Raw genomic sequence first — 23,146 nt, 5'->3', positions numbered from 1 at the left:
AAAAACTATGTCTAAATTATACATCGTTCCTACGCCAATTGGCAATCTTGAAGACATGACTTTTCGTGCCATTCGCATTCTGAAAGAAGTTGATTTGATTTTGGCCGAAGACACCCGAACGAGCGGAAAACTGTTGAAGCATTTTGAAATTGGCACGCACATGCACAGCCACCACATGCACAACGAACACAAAACAACCGAAAACTTAATTGCACGTTTGAAAGCCGGTGAAACCATCGCTTTAATTTCAGATGCGGGAACGCCGGCGATTTCAGATCCGGGTTTTTTATTGACGCGCGCTTGTGTCGAAAATAAAATTGAAGTAGAATGTTTGCCTGGCGCAACCGCTTTTGTTCCGGCTTTGGTAAATAGCGGATTACCAAACGATAAATTTGTTTTTGAAGGTTTTCTGCCTGATAAAAAAGGCCGTCAGACCCGATTTTTGGCTTTAGCCGAAGAAACCCGAACGATGATTTTGTATGTTTCTCCACATAAATTAGTCAAAACTTTAGCCGAATTTATTCAGTATTTTGGAGAAGAGAGGCAAGTTTGCGTTTCGCGTGAATTATCAAAAATGCACGAAGAAAATGTACGCGGAACGGCAAAAGAAGTTTTAATACATTTTGAAAAAACAGCACCACGCGGTGAAATCGTAGTTGTGGTTGCCGGAAAAACAATAATAAAAGAGCCTAAGAAAAGTAAATTTTCAAAGGATCAAGAAGAAGAAGAAGAAGAAGAAGAAGAAAACGAAGAAGAAAACGAAGAAAACGAAGCAGAATAAATATTTATGCCACAAATTAAAATGATTCTCACAGAATAAAAAAGTTGCCACGAATTTCACCAATTATCACGAATTAATTAGTGGAAATTTGTGTAATTCGTGGCAAAAAAAATCATTCTAATCATTTTAATCTGTGGCAAAAAAACTTAAATTATACTCATGAGCATTCAAGCCTTTTTAGAAAAAGTAAAACAAACTCCAAACGAAATAACATTCCCTGAAACTATTGCAGTAATTGAGGAAAATTACGATTTTACACCAACTGCTTTTCAAAACGGAACACAGCATAATGCAGCCGGAGAAAACTCTGGTTCTTGCAAATTATTTTCTTTTGCAAAATTGCAAAACTTAACTAAAGAAGAAACTTTAGCGTGTTTTGGTGCATTCTACTTTGAAGAAGTTTTAGGAGATCCAAACGGAACAAACCATCAAAACATTAGAAATTTCATCAACTTAGGCTGGGACGGAATTCAGTTTGAAGGAAATGCTTTAGAACAAAAATAATTTTAGATTTTAGAGTGTAGATTTTAGATTATTGAAATCTACACTCTAAATGTGAAAACTAAAAAATAGTATTTTGCCACAGATTTCACAGATTAACACAGATTAAAAATCTTTTTAAAATCATTTAATCTGTGGCAAAAAAAATTACATACCAGATTAAACGATTTCAAAAATCTGAAATCTAAGATCTAAAATCTACAATTAAAAAATGCGTTGGACATTAAAACCAAAACCTTCTGAAGATAAAATCAAACATTTGGCGGAAGCCCTGAATGTAGAAGATTTTGTAGCAACACTTTTGATTCAGCGTGGCATTGAAACTTTTGACGATGCCAAAAATTTCTTTCGCCCTTCATTAGAACATCTTCACGATCCGTTCCTGATGAAGGACATGGACAAAGCAGTTGCCCGAATTGAACTGGCGATAGAAAATCAGGAAAACATTCTTGTTTTTGGTGATTATGATGTCGACGGAACAACGGCAGTTTCTTTGGTTTCGGCTTATTTGAAATCCCATTATCCAAATATTGCGACTTATATTCCGGATCGTTATGACGAAGGTTACGGAATTTCTTTTAAAGGAATTGACTTTGCCGATGATAACGGATTTTCTTTAATTATTGCACTCGATTGCGGAATAAAATCCATAGATCATATCGCCTACGCAAAAGAAAAAAACATCGATTTTATTATTTGTGATCACCACAGACCCGGAAATATCCTTCCGGATGCGGTTGCGATTTTAGATCCAAAAAGAGAAGATTGCGATTATCCGTATGATGAGTTGTGCGGTTGCGGCGTTGGTTTTAAACTGATTCAGGCTTTAGGGAAAAACCGAAAAGAAACTATTGAAGATCTGGTTCCTTATCTGGATTTGGTCGCTACGGCAATCGCTGCAGATATTGTTCCTATTACGGGAGAAAATCGTGTTTTGGCTTATTTCGGACTGCAGGTTATTAACAGCGATCCAAGACCAGGAATTAAAGCTTTGGTACATCAGGTAAAAAAGAAAGTTTTGGACATTACAGATGTTGTTTTTATTATTTCGCCAAGAATAAATGCCGCCGGAAGAATTAAACACGGAAACCATGCGGTTGAATTACTAACCGAATTTAATTTTGAACAAGCGCAACAATTTGCTTCAGAAATCGAACAATACAATTCTGACCGAAAGGATTTAGACAAAAGAATTACGAAAGAAGCGTTTCAACAAATTCTGGAAAATCAGGAAGAAGAACGCTTTTCGACAGTTGTTTTTCAGGAAGACTGGCATAAAGGCGTGATCGGAATCGTGGCTTCACGATTAATTGAAACCTATTATCGCCCAACGTTGGTTTTCACCAAAAGCGGTGATAAATACGCAGCTTCGGCACGATCTGTAAAAGGCTTTGATGTTTACAATGCATTAGATGCCTGCTCAGAACATTTGGAACAATTTGGAGGCCATATGTATGCTGCCGGAATGACTTTAAAAGCAGAAAATTATCTGCTTTTTAAAGAAGCTTTTGAGAAATGTGTTCAGGAAACTATTCACCCCGAAATGCGAACTCCTGAAATCGAAATTGACGCAGAGATAAATTTCTCTGACATAACACCAAAACTCATTCGGATTTTAAAACAATTTGAGCCTTTTGGACCGCAAAACATGACGCCTGTTTTTATGACAACAAATGTAAAAGACACAGGTTATGCCAAAACGCTGGGAGCAGACGAAGAACATTTAAGACTTTTTGTAAAGCAGAATACTTCGGAAGGAATTGCTGCAATAGGTTTTGGCCTTGGAAAAAAAATAGACATCACAAAAAATCAAAATCCATTTCAGTTAGCTTATTCTCTGGCCGAAAATGAATGGAACGGAAACGTTTCGACCCAACTAATGCTTAAAGATATTAGACCAAATGAAAAATAAAGAAAAGAAAAACGACCCGTATCAGGCGTTGCGTTTTAGAGAATTTAATATGTTTTTATTATTGCGTTTTGCTATGGTTTTTGCCTGGTCGATGCAATTTATTGTAATTGAATGGGAAGTTTACAGCATTACCAAGAACCCGCTTTCACTTGGAATAATTGGTTTGATGGAAGTAATTCCAGCGGTTTCAATGGCATTATTTGCCGGACACATTGTCGACCAAAGAGAGAAAAAAGGAATGCTGGTATGGTGTATTTTAGGGTTTTCAATCATTAGTTTCGGATTATTTTTATTGACCTGGCCTGCAGTTGTTGGCGATGTATCATCTAATCTTATCTTATATTCAATTTATTTTTTAGTATTTCTGGGTGGATTGGTACGTGCCTTTTTAGGACCAACAATTTTCTCGCTTTTATCTTTAATTGTACCTAAAAAAGCCTATCCAAATGCTGCAACCTGGAGTAGTTCGGTTTGGCAGATTGGTGCGGTTTTAGGACCAGCGGTTGCAGGATTTTCTATCAATTGGATAGGAGTTCACTGGTCAATGTGCCTTGTGGTTGGCTTTTCTGTTTCTGCCTTGCTTGCTTTAACTCAAATCGAGAAAAAAACGATTCTGAATCCGAAGATTGGTGAGCCGGTTATGGAAAGTTTGAAAGAAGGAATCAAATTTGTTTTCAATAATAAAACTATTTTAGGAGTACTTTCTTTGGACATGGTTGCCGTACTTTTTGGAGGAGCGGTTGCTTTATTACCTGTTTTTGCACAGGATATTTTAAAAGTTGGTCCCGAAGGATTTGGTGTTTTAAGAGCTGCACCAGCTATTGGCGCATTTATTACGATGCTGATTTCAGCTTATGTTCCATTGTATAAAAAAGCCGGAATGAAACTTTTGATTGCTATTTTTATTTTCGGACTTTGCATTATTGTTTTTGGAGTTTCTACCATTTTCTGGATTTCTGTTATAGCGCTGTTTTTAAGCGGAGTTGCTGACGGAATTTCAGTTGTTATTCGTCAAACTATCTTACAACTTAAAACTCCCGATCATATGCGCGGACGTGTTGCTGCGGTAAACTCTATGTTTGTTGGATCATCTAACGAATTAGGCGCCTTTGAAAGTGGTTTAACAGCTAAATTAATGGGAACGGTAACTTCTGTAGTTTTTGGTGGAAGTATGACTTTATTGACCGTTTTGGGTTTCGGAATAGCATCGCCTACTTTTAGAAATTTAGATCTTCAGAAAGATATGGAAGATCATCAAAATATGGAGTAATGAAAAAATTATTATTGGCTTTCATTTTTACAATTTCCATTTTTGCAAATAGCCAAAACCTCTACATTAAAACATACGGAAATAAAGAAAACAAAACCATTGTTTTTATTCATGGAGGCCCAAGTGGTAATTCGACCTTATTTGAGGCAACCACAGCTCAGAAATTAGCCGATAAAGGTTTTTACGTACTTGTCTACGATCGAAGAGGCGAAGGAAGGTCTGCAGATTCTGACGCAAAATTTACTTATAAAGAAGCTTTTCAGGATTTAAACTTCATCTTAAAAAAATATAATTTAAAGAAAGTCACGCTTATTGGTCATAGTTTTGGTGGATTGGTAGCAACGCTTTATACCGCAAAATATCCTGAAAAAGTAAATTCACTTGTTCTCGCGGGCGCATTATTTTCGCAACAGGAAACTTATGATCATATTTTAAATTCAGTTTCAAAAATTGCTTTGACAAAAAATGATTCGTCTCAATTGGATAAAATAAAAGCAATTCAAAAGCTAAATAAAAATTCTGCTGAATATCGAAAAGCCTGTTTTGATTTGGCGGGAGAAAATAATTATTTCAAAATGCCAAATCCAACCGTAGAATCAAAACAATTATACAGCGATTACGAAGCAAGCGAGTTTTACAAAACCAATATCCGAAACAAAAATGCTCCCGTGCTTTTTTATCAAAATGAAAAGCAAAATAATATCGATAGTCGACCTTTTTTAAAGGAAATAAAAGCAAAAGAAATTCCTGTTTATGCAATTTACGGACAAAATGATGGGATTTTCTCCAAAGACCAGATTATTTCTATTAAAACAATAGCAGGCAAAAATCATTTTGCTTTAATTGAAAACTGTTCGCATTATCTCTTTGTAGATCAACAAAATGAGTTTCTTTTACAAATAAAAAACTGGCTTAAATAAATATAAAACCGAATAAATGTTATAAGCTAAATTGAGCTGAACTTCTGATTCCTCTAAATAAAATTTATATCACTATTGTATTTTTAAAAACATCTTTTTTATGATTTTTTATTTAGAATTAATATAAATAATATTTATATTTGTTGAAACAAAAGGATTCATAATGAGAGAAATTGAACAATTATACCACAATAACTTTGGAATTGCTTTTTACTGGAAAAAGGAAAACGAAACCATAACCGACAAAGTTCAATTGGTTTTTAAAGAAACCGGTTTTTATTTTACAGTTCAGGAGTTAAATCATTTCTGTGATTTAATCGAAGACAGCATGAACGAAAATGCATGTTGCGAAGCTTGTGAATTAAAATATTCCTGTCATAAATTTTTATTGAAAACGCCTTGTGCTTCAATTGATCTGGCTGTTTCTATGACCGAATTAAAATCAATTAAAGATTTAGTTGAAGGTTCTTTGTTTAGAATTGACCTTGACGAATATGTTTATGGGGCAGGAATGAATTAAGAATTAATCTAAACAATTTAACAGCATTTTTTCATATTTGAAATATATTTTGAATTTATTCAGAAAAAAGTATATTTACAATAATGAAAAAAACAACTATTCTTTTTTCGGTTTTTGCTTTGGTCTTATTAGTAATAGGCTGCAAAAATGAATCTGATAATTACATAGATCCACGCGGAACCGATTATGCCGGTTCTGAAAGTTGTATTCAGTGTCACCAGACACAATATGAAACGGCTTTTCACAGTTCGCATTTTAAAGCAAGCGCTCCTGCTACCAAAGAAAATATTTTAGGACATTTTACAAATGGCCACAATACTTTTGTTTATGACAAAGACACTAAACTTGTTATGGAAGAACGTAACGATAGTCTTTATCAGGTTCTTTATAAAAACGGAAAAGAAATAGAAGCCCATTCTTTTGATGTTCTCTTTGGAACGAAACACGCACAAACAAGTGCATATTGGAAAAACCACTACACATTTGAGTTACCTGTCTCCTATTACAAATCCTTAAACAGTTGGGCAACCAGTCCTGGTTATTCTGCCAGTAAAGTAAATTTTGAAAGACAAATTGACAAGGAATGTTATGGTTGCCACAGTTCTAATATTGCCAGCAGATATGTGGAAACCAGCTCTGACAGTATTACTTTTATGAATATGGAAGTAGAGGATTTCATGAACAAAAACACTTTACTATACGGTATTGATTGTGAGCGCTGTCACGGCCCGGCCAAACAACACGTTCAAAAACATTTAAAATTTCCTGATTTAAAAATTGCTCAAAATATTGTTTCATTCAAAAAACTAACAAGGCAGCAAAAAATAGATGCCTGTGCACTTTGCCATTCAGGAAATGATAAAGCAAAGATAAAATCACGTTTTCAATTTAAACCGGGAGATAAACTTTCTGATTATTTTAGAGAAATACCGGGATCAAGTGACAGTATTCATTATGATGTTCACGGAAATCAATTAGGGTTGCTTGCCCAAAGCAAATGTTTCAAGAAAAGCGAAAGAATGGATTGCATGACGTGTCATAATCCACATGAAAACTCAACTCAGAATATGGCTGTTTATTCTAAAATTTGTATGAGCTGTCATCAAATTACGAAACATACTGAAACAACTTTAACAGCAATATCAAAAAGGTCATTACAAAATAATTGTGTAGAATGTCATATGCCAAAACAAATGTCGAACGCGATTACTTTTCAGGCATCCAACAGCAAAAATAAATCGAATTATATGCTGCGAACACACAAAATTGCGGTTTATCCAACTAGTAAAAAATAATTATTGTTCGAATTTTTGAAGTTTAAAGTTTTCGCCATCAAAAACTCCATAAGTAAAATAACCAATCCAGTCACCCAGATTTACATAATTGGATTGTTCTCCAACTGGAATAATCATTGGCAAATGACGGTGCCCAAAAATGAAATAATTATAATGTTTGGTTTCGAGTTTACGTTTGGCATATAAAACAAGCCATTCATTTTCTTCGCCTAGAAATTTGACATCTTCATCGCCGGAAATCAATTTGTTTTTAACTGATAAATATTGGGCTAAACTTACGCCAACATCCGGATGCAGCCAACGGAAAAGCCATTTTGAAAACGGATTTGTAAATACCTTTTTCATTCGTTTGTAACCTTTATCGCCGGGACCTTTTCCGTCGCCGTGACCAATTAAAAACGTTTTTCCGTTAAAAGTAAATTCTTTATTATCATGATATACCGGAATATTCAATTCGGTTTCAAAATAATCATTCATCCATAAATCATGGTTTCCAACAAAGAAATAAATCGGGATTCCGCTGTCGCGAATCTCTGCCAGTTTACCTAAAACCCGTACAAAACCTTTTGGTACAACAGTTTTATATTCAAACCAAAAATCGAATAAATCACCTAATAAAAAAATAGCTTCTGCATCTTGTTTAACAACATCCAGCCAGGCAACAAATTTTTGTTCGCGCGGTAAACTCAACTCAGGAGTTGGAGCGCCAAAATGCTGATCAGAAGCAAAATATACTTTTTTCATTTAGATTATTAGATTATTTAGATCTTAGACTTCTTAGATTTTATTCACAGCGAAGCCAAAAGATTGGAATTTGGAATTTTCTTTTTGAAATTTAGATATTATCAGAAGCGTACCATTCTGCAAACGAAGATTCTGTTTCCTGAAGTTTAAGTGAATGAAGTGAAATTCCTGCAGGTAAACGAGAAATAATTCTTTTTGAAAAATCAACTACCATGTTTTCACTTGTTGGCTGATAATCTACTAAAATTACGTGATGTCCACGATTTTTCAATTCATTTGCCAATTCGATATGCGGTGTAGTTTCGTTAAAAACAGTTGCGTGATCAAACTGGTCGACGATTTCTTCTTTTACAATTTTCTTTAGATCCGAAAAGTCAATCACCATTCCGAATTTCACATTCGATCGATCTGTAATTGGCGAACCAATAACTGTTACCGATAATTTATAACTGTGTCCGTGAACGTTTTTGCATTTTCCGTCGTAACCGTATAAAGCATGCCCGGTTTCGAAATTAAATTGCTTTGTAATTCTGATATTACTCATCGATTTGAATTTTAGGTTGCAAATTTACAAATTAATAACCGTTTTCATCTCTTTTTTTGGCTCTGTTATACATCCAATAAGCAATTCCTATCAAAATAATGAAAGGAATAAAGGATCCAATCACAACTCCAATCTGATAATTGCTATCAGGTGCATTCTTAATTTTCTCAGCAACATCTACTTTTTGGAATAATGATATAATAGTCATGGCAATAATTTATTTTGTAAAATTGATTTAAACACATAGAAACATAGATTTATATACTTAAAAAAGAGTATCCAAAAAAACACGTTTTCAATCATAGTATGCTAATGTGAATTAATGCAAGTGAAATGTCTTTTTTAAACAGATTCCAAAACTATGTTTCTATGTGTTTAAAATTAATGACGAATATCATATAATTACTTTTTAAATTGTGTCAAAGCATTTTTGGTAAAATCAGACAAAACCAATTTTCCTGTAATAGCGGCACGCTCAAAAAGTATAGATTCCCATTGCTCTGTTCCCTCCCAAATAATTTTCTTCATCTCAAACAAAGCTTCGGGATTATAGGAGCTTAATTTTTGGGCAAATTTTTCTACTTCGATATCTAATTGCTCTGATTTGTGAATCTCAGAAAAAAGTCCTTTTTCTAAAGCCCATTCAGCCGATTTCCAGTTTTGTGCAGCTAAGGTCATTTCGGTCATTGCCGTTTTACCAATTTTTCTGGAAACGGCTGGCTCAATCACAAAAGGTCCGATTCCGATTGCCAACTCCGAAAGTTTTACAGCGCTTTCAGGTGTAGCCAAAACATAATCACAAGTGGCAATAATTCCAACACCACCGCCAACAGCTTTTCCCTGAACTCGACCAACGATGATTTTAGAACAATTACGCATTGCGTTTAACAAATGAGCAAAACCAGAGAAAAATTCCTTTCCCTGTTCTTCATTTTCTACTGCCAGAAGTTCATCAAACGAAGCTCCGGAACAAAAAACTTTCGAACCTTCGCTTTGTAAAACAATAACTGAAACGGTTTCATTTCGGCTCAACGAATTGATTTCGGCAGTTAAACGATTTAATAATTCACGCGGAAAAGAATTACTCGCAGGATGTCCAAATTGCACAATTGCAACTGCATTTTGAAAAGTAGTTTGTAAAGTACCGTTTTGATTTTCTGAACTCATAAAAATAGTTTTGAACGTAAAGTTACGGTTTTGGTAATTATTTTTACTCTAAGCTATTTGAAATTTGTTTTTTGAAAATTAATTGACTTTATTTGCTATCGCAATGGGGGATTAGCTCATTTGGCTAGAGTACTTGCCTGGCAGGCAAGGGGTGACCGGTTCGAATCCGGTATTCTCCACAAAAAAACCGTATTACTTTATTGTAATACGGTTTTTTTATTTTCTGGAGCAGAAAACTTCATTTTTGTCTCGCCTTTTAGTCGCGTTATCTCTTCAATATTTGCCTCCCACCCTCGAAACCGGCACAAAAGGATTTACAGTACATCGGAAACTAGATTAGTTGTTTTTAACTTTGAAAAATTTTTAGAACAGCAAAAAATCGGATCCAATTTGTCAGATAAAATTCTTTGAAAAATTTTTATTTAAACTCCTATCTTCTAACATTTGACAATTCGTTCTTTCACTTCAAAACAAACTTAATAAGATAAGAAATATTAATTTGTAAGACATGATTTTAACAAAGTCTTAACTATTTTAATATCAAGCAGATACAAATTATATTGTAAGTAAAAGAATACATTTAAATTCGATTTTTTCTTAATTCTTTAAATTAAACACAATAAATCTCATAACAATATACAATTTTTTTAATAATTAACAGAAAAAAAATGAGAATTTTCTTTGTTAAGAAAAATAAAAACTTACATTTACGAAAATTTTTAACAAGTCTTTCCATGGTAAAAAAATCGAGCAGTTTGTTGCTCATTATCAATTCCTTACTAATTTTCGCACTAATTTTATATGTAATTCTTACGAGTCTTTCATCTAAAACTAAAATTGTATATGTAGATAATTCAGAATTATTTGATGGATTTTCTATGACTAAAGAATTAAAAAGTACCGGTGAAAAGGAATTTATTAATCGAAAAACAGCTCTTGATAATTTATACGCACAAATACAATCAAAATCTATTAATGCTTCTGAAAAAGAAATATTAATGAAACAATTTATTCAGGGAAAGGAAGAATTAGAACAATTCAATCAAATCTTCGCTACAACTGAATCTTCAAAAATCTGGTCACGAATCCACAGTTACACAGAAGACTTTTCTAAAGAAAATAATTACCAGCTTATAATCGGCTCCGAAAACAAAACAAACGTTTTGTATGCCGATGAAAAAATCACAGTAACGAAAGAATTACTTACGTATATAAACAAAAGATATGAAGGACTTAAATAAGTTGTTTTGTGTTTTTTGTGTTTTTCTATGTATCTCCTGTAAAAAAGAAACAAAAGATGATTTCACAAATTCTGAAATCAAAGACCGCTATTTTAATCTTGAAAAAATAGGGTGGAAATCTCGTGCTTATACTCAAAAAGCCGACGATATAGATTTTACTGCAATTGAAGTTCCTATTCAATATTACTTATTAAAAGATTTAGGAAATGAAAATCTAATATCAGTTGATTCTCTTTATGAAGAAAACAAAAGAGAACGTATTATAGAATTTACCTTTCAACAAGACGAAGAGAAAGATTTACTGGGCAATGACTTTACAGGAATGGAATATACTGATGCTGTAAAATATATGTCTTTTGGATTAGAAAAAGATTTCTATGTCGTTACTTCAAAAAAAGATACCATTGCCTGTTCAGGCGTTACTTACGAACGCAATTATAAAATAGCACCCTACCAAAAAGTTTTATTGTTTTTTTCAGGGATTGATCCAAATGAAAAAATACAATTAGTCTATACCGATTTCCTTTTTAGAAAAGGAACGCTAAAATTTCAATTTAAAGACACCTATACTCAAATAGCCTTATGATTCAGCCAAAAATTAATAAGTTTAAAAAAACTCTTGCTATTTATTTAGCTATGATGATTCTTTTGGAAACATTTCAACCAATGCAAATTTATGCATTAACCGGTGGACCATCACAACCGGAATTTGAGTCCTTTACTCCTATTGGAACTTCTGATATGGTTGATTTGGCAAGTGGTGATTTTAATTACAACATTCCAATTATGGATGTAGGTGGTTATCCGATAAACTTAGCTTACAATTCTGGCGTAACCATGGATCAGGAAGCATCATGGGTAGGATTAGGCTGGGATCTTAACGTTGGACAGATTACAAGACAAATGCGCGGTTTGCCGGATGATTTTAATGGGGATGAAATGACCTATGAAAATAGCATGAAGCCTAATGTAACAGTTGGATCTGATTTTAATGTATTTATTGCTGGTTTTGGAGCTGGGGAAGCTAAAATAGGTGGAAATGTTGGAATGAATATTAAGTACAATAATTATGAAGGTTTTGGAGCCACAGCAACTGGTGGTCTGAGTGCTCAAATAGCTAATAACATAAGAGTTGGAGTAAATCTTGAATCCTCTGCTTCTGAAGGCGTTTCTGTTTCACCAACTGTATCCTACGAAAATAGAGATGAGTATAATAAATTAAAAGACAATACTCCTACAGGTAGTCTTGGTGTGAGTTATAATAGTAGAAAAGGTCTTGAAAGTGTAACTTTTTCTGCAGCTATGAACCTTAAAAAAACCTTGGTGAAAAATACAACTGGTAAATATGGTATAAGCGGATCTACATCTTTTATTGATGCCTCATTCACTCCAACAAAAAGAGTTGGTATGGTATCTTCTAATTTTATTTTTAATTTGAATATACAAGGAGAATTTTGGGGTATAGAACCGGGAATGAAATTTTCTGGATACAGAACAAGTCAGGGAATAAAGAATTCTGAAAAATATAAAACAGAAAGAGCTTATGGTTTTGAAAACACCTACAATGCTTCTACAGCAGACGTTTTAGATTTTAACAGAGAAAAAGACAGAACATTTAATAAAAACACTACTTCTCTTCCTTTAACCAGCAATACGTATGACTTATATAATATTCAGGGACAAGGTGTTTCGGGAATGTTCAGACCTTACAAATCGCAGGTAGGTTATGTTTTTGACAAAGAAGTAAACGATGATAGCGTTGGAGCAAACTTAGGTTTAGAACTTGGTGCAGGTGGTTTGACTAAATGGGGAATTGATGCCACAGTAACTTTAGGTAAAAGCAGCACGTCTTTGTGGAGCAATTCAAACCCTGCATTGGGAAGATTTAGAGAGAAAAAAACAGGTAACAGACCTGACTATGAAAAAGTGTTTTTTAAAAATATTGGTGGTAGTCATGTTGATAAAGAATTAGACTTATTCAATACAAAATTAGGAGGTTATGATGCCGTTAAATTAGGATTGAGTGGCGGTAAATTTTCAAGAAGCACTGATGTGAAATACACTAAAAATAGTGGTTCAATTGCTTATACAGGAGCTGTTAAAAGAGAATCATCAAGATTATCCAGAAATCAATCGATACAAAAACTAACAAAATTGGAAGCAAAGAAATTTGGCTCAAAACTACAGCCAAGTCAATATTCCAGAGATCACCATACAACAGAAATAAGAATTACTAAAGAAGGCGGAGAACGATATGTATACGGCAGAGCTGCCTATAACACAATTAAAAGAGAGGTAACTTTTGATGTTAGTGATAAAAACAGGCCAGCTGAAAAATTAGACTATAAAAATGGATTAATTCACTATGATTCGGGTGATAATTCTGTTAAAAATAAAAAAAGTGGGGATCAATACTTTAATAGAGTCACAACACCTCCTTATGCTCACTCCTATCTATTAACATCAGTACTATCTACTGATTATCAGGATTTAAAAAATGATGGACCAACAGATGATGATTTGGGTTCTTATACAAAATTCGAATACGATAATAAAACTACTGACCATTTATACAAATGGAGAATTCCTTTTAAAGAAAACGAAGCCAATTATGACGAAGGCTTACGTTCGAGCAAAAAAGATGATAAAGGAAATTATCAATATGGAGAAAAGGAGCTTCTATATATCAAAAAAATTGTTACTAAAACGCATGTAGCTATTTTTCACCTTTCTGAAAGAAATGATGCTTATGGTGTTAAGAGCGAAGATGGAGGTCTTGGTACAGACTCAAAAATGTACAAGTTAGATAAGATCTCTCTTTACTCAAAACCTGAATACCTGGCAGATGGAGATAAAGCAACTCCGATAAAAGAAGCCAATTTTGAATATAACTACAGTTTGTGCCCTGGTATTGACAATAATATTAATGGTGAAGGAAAACTGACGCTTAGTAAAATTTATTTTACCTATAAAAATTCTAATATGGGTAAATACACACCTTATGTTTTCAATTACGGATTCAATCCGAAATATGATATGAAAGCCTATGACGTGTGGGGTAATTATAAAGAAGTGAAAGAAGGCGTAAATGAAGGAACGACAGCTCAATTATCCAATGCTGAATTTCCATTTGTAGACCAAAGCAGTAAAACACAGGCAGATGAATATGCAAGTGCGTGGCTTATTAAGTCTATTCGTTTACCTTCGGGAGGTCAGATGGAACTAAACTATGAATCTGACGATTATAGTTCGGTACAAAACAAAGATGCCATGCAAATGTTTAAAGTAGTTGGAAGTGGTTCAAAAGCCGGTCTTACTTCCAACAATATTTCTAATGGAATTGAACAGAAGACACTTGGAAAATATATTTATGTTGAATTAGACCATAAAATTGATAATGACTTATCTATTACTGACCCTAAGATACTATCTCAATTGTTTTTTGACAAATATTTAAAAAACGTTGGAGATGCTGCCAATCCGTTGTATTTCAGATTCCTGTTAAACATGGTGAATCCAAATCCACCACCAGGTGTAGACGGTACAGATAAATATGATTATGTTACCGGGTATCTTAATATTGAGGGAATTCAAAATAAGGTTGTTGATTGTGGTTTCCTTGAATCAAATGGGAAACAATATGTTGCAATACCTGTTGATTATGTTGGAAAAGGTGATGGTTTTAACGCCAATTCGCATGAAGTAAACCCGATCTCAAAAGCGGGCTGGAACTTTGGAAGACAAAACTTAAACAGATTGGTCTACAGTATGTATAATGAAGAAGATACTACTGATTTGAAAAGTATTGTTATGGAAATGATTGGATGGCTACCAACACTTTTGGATATTTTCAAAAGTCCAAACGCTAAATTAGAACAAACCGAAATTGCAAGCAGGTTTATTACTAATAAATCATGGATTAGACTTAATCAGCCAAGCGGAAAGAAAATGGGAGGCGGTACAAGAGTTAAAGAAATCGCTATTAATGACCAATGGAATGTCATGACCGAAAATGAAGGTAATAAATTATACCAACAATCTTACGGACAAGAATATTCATATGAGGCAGAAAATGGAAAATCATCTGGTGTTGCCACTTATGAACCATTAGGCTGTAAAGAAAACCCTTTTGTAAAACCGTTCTATGATCAAACCAAAAGAGATTTACCACTTGGACCAGATAACACCAATTATGTTGAAGAGCCTTTCGGAGAATCATTTTTCCCTGCTCCTAAAGTAACTTATAGCCGTGTAACGGTTGCGAATTTATCCAGAGATAAGTTTAACGCATCAAATGTTGTAACCAGCTCGGTAAAAAAACACGCTACAGGATCTGTGGTAACAGAGTTTTATACGTCTAGAGACTTTCCAACAATTACAGATCGTACTACTTTATCATTACATTATGACAAATCATCGACATTGGCTAGTATTCTTAATTTAAGAGTAAGAGATCATATTACTTTATCACAAGGATTTTCTGTTCACACCAATGATATGGATGGTAAAATGAAAAACCAGCGTGTATATGGGGAAGGGCAAAAAGATTTTATCTCTGGTGTTGATTATAAATATAATACGATAACAGACACTCAAAACAGAAATGCGGGCAGACTAAATAATACTGTTCAAACTATAGATTCGAAAGGAGATATAGCTTCTAAATTAGTTGGGGTTGATTATGACGTAATAAATGACTTTAGAGAAAATAAATCTACCACACAAATTGCTGGTGTTCATTATAATCTAGCGGGAATACCAATAACAATATTTATTGTAGTGGTACCGGTTCCACTGCCTAGTTATTCTCAACATGAAAGTCAGCTTAGAACCGCTGTAACAACCAAAGTGATTCATACTACAGCTATCCTTTCAGAAAAAATAGCATATGATCTTGGTTCTAAAGTATCTACAAAAAATCTTGCATATGATGCGGAAAACGGTGATGTTTTATTAACTGAAACGATTAATGAATACAACGACAAATATTTCAATTTTAATTTTCCTGCTTACTGGAGTTATGACGGAATGAGTCAGTCTGCCAAAAATCTTGGATTGGAATGGGATATCGAAAAAACAGGAAATAATCAATATCAATTTACAGGAAATCATAGTGAATCTGATTATTTAATTGATGGTGATGAATTATGGCTTAACGGTCTTGCTCCAGATGGAAAAACAAAAACTATCATGAAAGCCTGGGTTGTTCACGTAACCAATTCTACTTTTAAACTTATTGATGAAAGAGGATTGCTTGTAAATCCTGAACTTATTAATACGGCAAAAATGAAAGTAATTCGTTCAGGGCACAGAAACATGCAAATGGCTTCTATGGCTAGTGTAACATCTATGACGAATCCACTGTACAATTATGATGCTAGTAATAAAATTACAACTATAAAAGATAGTATAGGGAAAAACCCATACATGTCGACGACAGCTATCAACAGAATTGTTAATGCTTCTGCCGTTCAGTATAACAATGTTTGGCCTTCGCAATGTGAATGTAATTTACCGAAAATGGTTTTCGAAAATGGTAATTTGGCATTTGAGTATGAAAAAGAAAATAATACAGCTGAAGAAGATGATATTATCAAAAGATCATACAATCCGTACTTATATAATATTTTAGGAAACTGGAGAGCCAATAAGTCGTACGCATACTTAACGGGTAGAAATTATACTATCGATCCAACGCCTCGTAAAACAGGTTTCTTTAATGACTTCTTCCCTTTCTATGTTTATGATACCGACAAAAAAGCATGGGGAATGACTGCTGCAAATTATAACCGTTGGACTTTTGCTTCTGAGGTTACGCAATACAATCCAACCGGGCAGGAAGTAGAAAATAAGGATGCTTTAAAACGTTATTCTTCGGCTTTATATGGTTATAACAATCGTTTTCCGGTTGCTGTGGCTTCAAACACTAAATATACAGAGCTTGCTTCTGATGGGTTTGAAGATTATGATTTGTCGAATTGTGGAAATGCTTCTCACTTTGACTTTCAGGCTCAGCTAAAAACAAATGATGTTTCTGTATCTGACAGACAAGCGCACACGGGAACAAAAAGTTTGAAAATCTCACCAAGCCAAAAAGCTATTCTAAAAAAACAGGTTGTTTCATGTAGTACTGCTGCTACTCCTGCTGTAACCGCTAAAAAATAATTAAGATCCAGATGAAATTAAAATATACATTAGTTTTTACTATAATTAGTTTTTTTATTGCGACTGCAGGCTTTGCTCAGACTTATAGTGATCAGGAGATTGGGTTTGATGTTGAAAGGTTTACTACTTCGCTAAAAGAGAACGGAGTAGCTAATCAGGACATTCCTTTTGAGATTACCAGACTCCGAAATATGAAATTAATTCGGTATACACAAATTAAAAAAGAAGAACAAGCTAGTTTAATGCAAAAGCTAAAAACACAGCAATCTTCAAAATCCAGCACAAATAACCTTGCAGCTGGCGAAATTACTGACATTCCTGCGTCTGAAAAAGCGGTACTAAAAGCATTGTATGATAATAATGGTGGTACAAATTGGAGTAACAAATCAGGATGGGATTTTAGTACTCCTGTTACTTCCTGGAATTTTCAAACACAAACAGGAGGCTGGTACGGAATAACCGTAGTTAATGGACATGTTGAGGGAATTAACATGGTAAGGCAAAATATAACTGGAATATTACCGGATTTAACTCCTTTAACCTATTTAAAACAACTGCATTTAGGTAATAATAACCTTACTCCCCAAAATTTTCCTTCTTGGGTAACAAACCTTAATAACTTAGAACAATTAACTCTTGGGGCATGTAATTTAAATGGAGCATTTCCAAACCTATCTTCCTTACAAAAATTAACTCATCTGACTTTAGCTCAAAATCCTTTTGATGTTTCAGTAATGCCTTCGTGGTTTGCTCAACTTCCTAATTTATTTTCACTTGAAGTTTTTGATTGCAAATTTAAAGGACCTATCCCAGATTTATCCAGTTTAAACAAACTAAGATATTTAGATATCGGTTTTGCTGACTTTAGTAATGAAACGATTCCTTTATGGCTAAATAACATGCCACAATTATTTGATTTGGATATTTCAGTTAGTAATTTAAAGGGGGAAATTCCTGATCTCTCGAACCTAACCAGCTTATTGTATTTTAATTTTTCATATAACCAATTAACTGGACCTATTCCTAATTATTTTAATAATTTTCCAAATCTAAATTATATAAGTTTATATAACAACAGTCTAACCGGGCCTATACCTGAAGTTTCGAATTTAAAAAATCTGAGACAATTATCATTTTCCAATAATCAAATAGCCGGAAATATTCCTGATTTGTCAGGTGCAACTAATTTACAATCTATAAATTTTTCAAACAACAAGTTAACCGGAACTATTCCTGATTTATCAAATTTAAACTTAACTTATTTGAGTTTAAATTCTAACCAACTAAGTGGTCCGATACCAAACTTAAAGCCAACTCCTTATCTGGGTTATTTACAAATGGGAAATAACCAGCTTACCGGTACATTACCGGACTTGTCATTATTTACCGGATTATACGGCATTGACTTTAGTTTTAACAAGTTGACTGGCACAATACCAAGTTATTCTTCTATAACTAATTTGAATACTTTACGCTTAGATAACAATCAATTTAGTGGCAACATTCCGAGTTTAACTTCTAACACAGCATTAACTTTTGTTTCTATTAATCATAATAAGTTTAGATTTGTTGATTTTGTCGACCAATTTGCATTTTTAAATGCTCGCACTTTTGGGCATTCTCCACAAGCAACAATTGATATTCCACAAACATTTGATAAAAAAACAGGTGAAAGTGTAACTTTTAAAATATGTTTAGATGATGTTTTACATCCTCAAGATACTTTTCAATGGTTTCGTAATGGACAAAAAATAATTGAAGCTACCGGCCAAACCTACACAATAGACAACCTATCTATAGGTCTTTCAGGAACTTATACTTGTTTATCATATCACGATCTTCCCGGTATGAAATTAGCTTTATCACGAGAACCTATTACTTTGAACGTTACATGTGCTGATATTGTTGGAATTATTAAAATGGATAAGGAAGAAAATGAAGTGGACACAACTATTAATTTCTCTTTTGAAACTACGTCAACTAATCTAATTTATTACTGGAATTTTTACAATTCGAATGATATCAATGTATTCCATGCTGAAACAATTAATGCAACACCATCATTTAGTGTGCCTGGAATCTATAAATTAAAATTAACAATAATGGACCCGGGCAATTCTAGTTGTAGAATAGACTTAGAAAAAAATTTTACAATCAATCCTAGACCTTGCGTTCCTCTTTCAGGAGGAATAACAACTTCTACTCAGAATATTTTTCCTAATACATCAGTTTTATTTTCTTTTGATCGTACACTTGAAAATTCAACATACGAATGGACATTTTATAATTTAGACAAAACTAGTTCTACTACTTACACAAGCAGCTCATATAGACATGTATATACTGCAATAGGTAGTTATGAAGTGAATCTAAAAATAACTGACAAATATGGCTGTGCCACTAATTTTGTAAAAACTATAGCGGTAACGCAAAAACCACCATGCGTATCTATTGTTGGAACAATGTTACCCGCAGAAGATAAATTTCTAACCAATTCAAATATAACCTTTTCTTTAAATACATCTTCAAGTAATTTTGCGTACAATTGGTCATTCTCTAAACCCGATGGTTCATTCGATTCAAGCAACGAGGCTTCTGTAACAAAATCTTTCAGTGAAACTGGTAATTATACAATTGTTTTACTTGCTGTGGATATATACGGCTGTATTACAAGATTTGAAAAAACAATAACAATCATTAAGGCGGGCTGTGTACCTATTGTCGGTAATATAACAACATCAACACCTGATGTTTATGTATTAACAAATACTAATTTTTCACTTGAAACAGCAGAAACAGATTTAACTTATAAATGGACTTTTTATTACAATAACGAATCTACTGTTTTTACGACTAAAACTGTAGATTATACTTATGGCACTCCAGGTACTTATAACGTTACTTTAGAAGTAACAGATTTAAATGGATGCAAATCCAATTTCCAAAAAACAGTAGCACTTAAAACCGGTCCTGCTCTTTGTGATAATATCACACAATACGGACGTGCGTACATTAAAGTCGATGGCAATGAAGATATATTTAAATCAGCTGTAGTAAATGTAAATCAGGTTACAAATGTTACATTTCCTATTGTAAATTATGATGGTACTCCTTATAATTTTACATACAAGTGGAGCTTGTACAACGATAATGATCAGTTACTTAATTCAGGAACAGCTTTAAACTTTCCTATTACGCCAACAGTTGGAGGTTATTATAAAGCAGTTTTAGAGCTTACGGAACATAACAGCGGATGCGTTCAGGAATTTACAAAATCTATTGTTTGTTTGATCCCAAGTAGTTGTACACAAACAAACGCTCAATCTACAGTTGTGAAAGGTTTGGTTGTCAATGTGCTTAAGAACTTAATATCAAGATCAATTTCAGGAGAGACTGACGTCCAAATAAATGCAAATAATGCTTCAGCGGAATTTACTGCCTTGACACCATTCATTACAAACGGTCCAAAAGATAAAATATATAATTATGCGACTGCTAGAAGCCTAACTAATGAGATTACAGGTGTTAATTTCTCATTTTCGCCAAACAGTTCATATGACATTCATCTTTCTGTTCCTCATGATTTTCAATACCAACAGGGAATGCCTTTAGAATATTTATTAGGATTAATTGAATCAAAGATCAATCTTAATCAATATGTTTCACCAAATCAATATTTAGTTACTTGTTTAACTCCTTCCCGACCTACAGGAAAAAGCAGCTTATTACAACCCTCAGATTGTACATCAGAATCTGAAATAAGATATATTAATTTTTGTCCGAATGATTGTCTGCCAATTACAGGAATTCTGAAGACAAATCCTGAAAGTCCTATGTTGAATGTGTCAAACAACTTTTCTCTTGAAACATCAGCGACTGGTTTAACATATAATTGGATATTTTACAATTTAGATAATAGTGAAAAAGAAAGACAAAATACAGCCAGTGCGACCCAAATTTATACTGCTGCTGGTAACTATAAAGTACATCTTATTGTGACTGACGCTAATAGCTGTACAACTACTTTTACAAAAATTATAAATATTCCATCTAATTGTATTCCAATCGCAGGTACAATAACAACATCTGCTCAGGACATATATATAAATACAAATACTACTTTCTCTTTTGAAAACACTTCAACAGATTTAACTTATCTGTGGACATTTCAAAATATTAGTAACTCTACTACTTTTACGACACCAATTGCAAATTATTCTTATCAAACAGAAGGAAATTATAATATTACATTAGTCGTGACTGATGTTAATGGATGCACAAATACTTTCAATAAAACAATAACAGCACTTTATAAGGCACCTTGTGTTCCTATTGCAGGAGAAATTAAAATCCCAACTGAAACTGTTAATTTAAATGAAACCACTACTTTTTCATTTCAAACAACTGCTACAAACTTTACATACAAATGGACTTTCTTTAATACAAATTTTGTAGAAATTGGTACTGCAACCACGAGCACAGTAAACAGATCGTATAATAAAGTAGGTGATTATTTAGTTCGCCTGGTAGTTACAGATGAAAATGGTTGTATAACAACTATAGGCAAATCTGTAAAAGTTGTTGCGCCGTGTAATTCTATTGATGGAACTATAAAAGTAAATACTGAAAATCCGGCTTTATATACTACTCCGGTTTTTACATTTGAAACTACGGATACCAATCTTACTTACACGTGGAATGTTAAGATTCCTGAAAATGGAGGATATTACAATGATCCGCGAGGAGGTAATGAATATCAATTTTACCTTCAATATGGAGAGGGAGATTACACTATACTTTTAGATGTTAAGGATTCTAATAATTGTGTAACTCATTTTGAAAAAATAATTACGGTGAAATTTGATTGTAGTGTCAATCCCATTAGTGGGAGTATACTAAACATGTCACCAGGTAATGATTTTAGTAACTCACTTGTACTAATAAATACACCAACTCCATTTGTTTTTTATCCCTACAGCAATATCACCCTGAGCGATATGAATCTTTTATGGGAGTTAGTAAACGATAATGGAAATGTTATTACATCTGCAACTACTGAAGATTTTACTTTTTCAGCTACAGAATTTGGTAATTACAAATTAAACTTTAAAATAATAGATACTAATGGTTGTGTTCACAATTTCAATAAAGACATTCAAGTCGTCAATGAGTGTACTTATACTGATGGGGAGCGTTCTGGCTCTATTAATTTTGATAATGAATATAGTAACGGTTCTGCATTTATAGACATTAATCAAACAAAGGATTTGACCTTTTATATGTTTAATCAGAATCCGGAAAAAACATATACTTATCAATGGAAAACATACGATGTAAATAATGTGTTAATTGGCTCAGGAAACAACGAAGTTTACCCCCTAACATTGACAACTCCCGGATTTCACAGAGTTACTTTAGATGTTACTAATACTGTTACTTCGTGTACATCCCAATTTACAAAAACAATTGGTTGTTTAATTAATAATTCTTGTACAGAAACAAATCCTAAATCACAATTAGTAAAAGAAGTGTACATAAACTTTTTAAAGAGTCTTGCTCTAAGGTCATTGTCAGGAGAAAGTGATGAGCAAATTAATAACAGTAGCGCAACTGCTGAATTCATTGCGTTAACACCATATATTACAAATGGCCCAAAAGATAAAATTTACAATTTTAAATCTACAAAAAGCCAAGATGATAATTTCTCTGGCTTTAGCTTTTCTTTTTCACCAGACAGAGATTCTGATATATTCTATCATACAAGATGGTCAATTTACTATGATCCTACAGATGTTGAATATACAATGTCACGAATTGAACAAACATTGTATTTTAATTTAAATCAATACGTTTCTGCTGATGAACCCTTAATATCATGTTATGTAGACAATGGAGGTAAAAACATAAAACCATTAGACCCGTATGATTGTGCTCATCAAACAATTGTTCGCTATATTGATTTTTGTCCTGCAGAAGAATGCAAACCAATTGTTGGAATTTTAAGATCTGCAAATACTACTGGATCAGTAGGAAAAACTAAGATTAAAAAAAGTTCATCTTTAAAAAATAACTAACCTAAGACAAGA

15 protein-coding genes and 1 tRNA gene are annotated in these 23,146 nt (G+C 33.3%); 12 read left to right on the top strand and 4 right to left on the bottom strand.

The features are described 5' to 3' along the window. Positions 1 to 7 precede the first annotated feature (7 nt). The 7 genes from rsmI (at position 8) to SD960_RS15175 (ending at position 7,199) form a co-directional block, all read left to right on the top strand. Complete coding sequence (gene rsmI, locus SD960_RS15205; RefSeq protein ID WP_318804450.1) at positions 8 to 781, top strand: 16S rRNA (cytidine(1402)-2'-O)-methyltransferase; 774 nt, start codon at positions 8 to 10, stop codon at positions 779 to 781. Between the two features lie 159 nt (positions 782 to 940). Beyond that, positions 941 to 1,285 carry a HopJ type III effector protein gene (locus SD960_RS15200; protein WP_318804448.1) on the top strand — a complete coding sequence of 115 codons (345 nt, stop codon included), beginning with the start codon at positions 941 to 943 and terminating at the stop codon, positions 1,283 to 1,285. A 208-nt stretch (positions 1,286 to 1,493) separates the two neighbouring features. Then, positions 1,494 to 3,194: a single-stranded-DNA-specific exonuclease RecJ gene (gene recJ / locus SD960_RS15195; protein ID WP_318804446.1), complete on the top strand. Its 1,701-nt coding sequence runs from the start codon at positions 1,494 to 1,496 to the stop codon at positions 3,192 to 3,194. Beyond that, complete coding sequence (locus tag SD960_RS15190; RefSeq protein WP_318804444.1) at positions 3,184 to 4,464, top strand: MFS transporter; 1,281 nt, start codon at positions 3,184 to 3,186, stop codon at positions 4,462 to 4,464. Before recJ ends, SD960_RS15190 begins: the two co-directional genes overlap by 11 nt. Further along, a complete protein-coding gene (locus SD960_RS15185) occupies positions 4,464 to 5,384 on the top strand; it encodes an alpha/beta hydrolase (RefSeq protein WP_318804443.1) in 921 nt (306 codons plus the stop codon). The genes SD960_RS15190 and SD960_RS15185 overlap by 1 nt, the downstream gene beginning before the upstream one ends. A gap of 163 nt (positions 5,385 to 5,547) precedes the next feature. Then, the gene (locus tag SD960_RS15180) at positions 5,548 to 5,904 is read left to right on the top strand and encodes a hypothetical protein (RefSeq protein WP_318804442.1); all 357 of its coding nucleotides are present in this window, start codon (positions 5,548 to 5,550) and stop codon (positions 5,902 to 5,904) included. Positions 5,905 to 5,987: 83 nt separating this feature from the next. Continuing rightward, positions 5,988 to 7,199, top strand: a complete 1,212-nt coding sequence (locus tag SD960_RS15175) for a multiheme c-type cytochrome (RefSeq protein WP_318804441.1) — start codon at positions 5,988 to 5,990, stop codon at positions 7,197 to 7,199. Here SD960_RS15175 and SD960_RS15170 read toward each other — a convergent pair whose 3' ends face one another. From SD960_RS15170 to SD960_RS15155, 4 genes are all read right to left on the bottom strand, one after another. Further along, a complete protein-coding gene (locus SD960_RS15170) occupies positions 7,200 to 7,943 on the bottom strand; it encodes a UDP-2,3-diacylglucosamine diphosphatase (protein WP_318804440.1) in 744 nt (247 codons plus the stop codon). Positions 7,944 to 8,034: 91 nt separating this feature from the next. After that, on the bottom strand, positions 8,035 to 8,487 hold the full coding sequence (locus SD960_RS15165) for a 6-pyruvoyl trahydropterin synthase family protein (RefSeq protein ID WP_115847913.1): 453 nt from the start codon (positions 8,485 to 8,487) through the stop codon (positions 8,035 to 8,037). Between the two features lie 31 nt (positions 8,488 to 8,518). Further along, positions 8,519 to 8,695 carry a hypothetical protein gene (locus SD960_RS15160; RefSeq protein WP_318804438.1) on the bottom strand — a complete coding sequence of 59 codons (177 nt, stop codon included), beginning with the start codon at positions 8,693 to 8,695 and terminating at the stop codon, positions 8,519 to 8,521. Between the two features lie 194 nt (positions 8,696 to 8,889). After that, positions 8,890 to 9,654 carry an enoyl-CoA hydratase/isomerase family protein gene (locus SD960_RS15155; protein WP_318804436.1) on the bottom strand — a complete coding sequence of 255 codons (765 nt, stop codon included), beginning with the start codon at positions 9,652 to 9,654 and terminating at the stop codon, positions 8,890 to 8,892. Positions 9,655 to 9,759: 105 nt separating this feature from the next. On the opposite strand from SD960_RS15155, the gene SD960_RS15150 reads away from it, so the two are divergent. From SD960_RS15150 to SD960_RS15130, 5 genes are all read left to right on the top strand, one after another. Then, positions 9,760 to 9,833 (top strand) — tRNA-Ala (locus tag SD960_RS15150). A gap of 555 nt (positions 9,834 to 10,388) precedes the next feature. Then, entirely contained in the window at positions 10,389 to 10,895 is a 507-nt protein-coding gene (locus tag SD960_RS15145; RefSeq protein WP_318804435.1) for an OmpH family outer membrane protein, read from the top strand. After that, entirely contained in the window at positions 10,879 to 11,481 is a 603-nt protein-coding gene (locus SD960_RS15140) for a hypothetical protein (protein WP_318804434.1), read from the top strand. Before SD960_RS15145 ends, SD960_RS15140 begins: the two co-directional genes overlap by 17 nt. Further along, the gene (locus tag SD960_RS15135) at positions 11,478 to 17,060 is read left to right on the top strand and encodes a hypothetical protein (protein ID WP_318804433.1); all 5,583 of its coding nucleotides are present in this window, start codon (positions 11,478 to 11,480) and stop codon (positions 17,058 to 17,060) included. The genes SD960_RS15140 and SD960_RS15135 overlap by 4 nt, the downstream gene beginning before the upstream one ends. An 11-nt stretch (positions 17,061 to 17,071) precedes the next feature. Continuing rightward, positions 17,072 to 23,134: a PKD domain-containing protein gene (locus SD960_RS15130; RefSeq protein WP_318804432.1), complete on the top strand. Its 6,063-nt coding sequence runs from the start codon at positions 17,072 to 17,074 to the stop codon at positions 23,132 to 23,134. Positions 23,135 to 23,146 lie beyond the last annotated feature (12 nt).

The organism is Flavobacterium sp. MMLR14_040, assembly GCF_033657265.1.
Classification (GTDB): domain Bacteria; phylum Bacteroidota; class Bacteroidia; order Flavobacteriales; family Flavobacteriaceae; genus Flavobacterium.
Note: the sequence above shows the minus strand (reverse complement) of the source record. Positions and strands in the feature narration are given on the sequence as shown.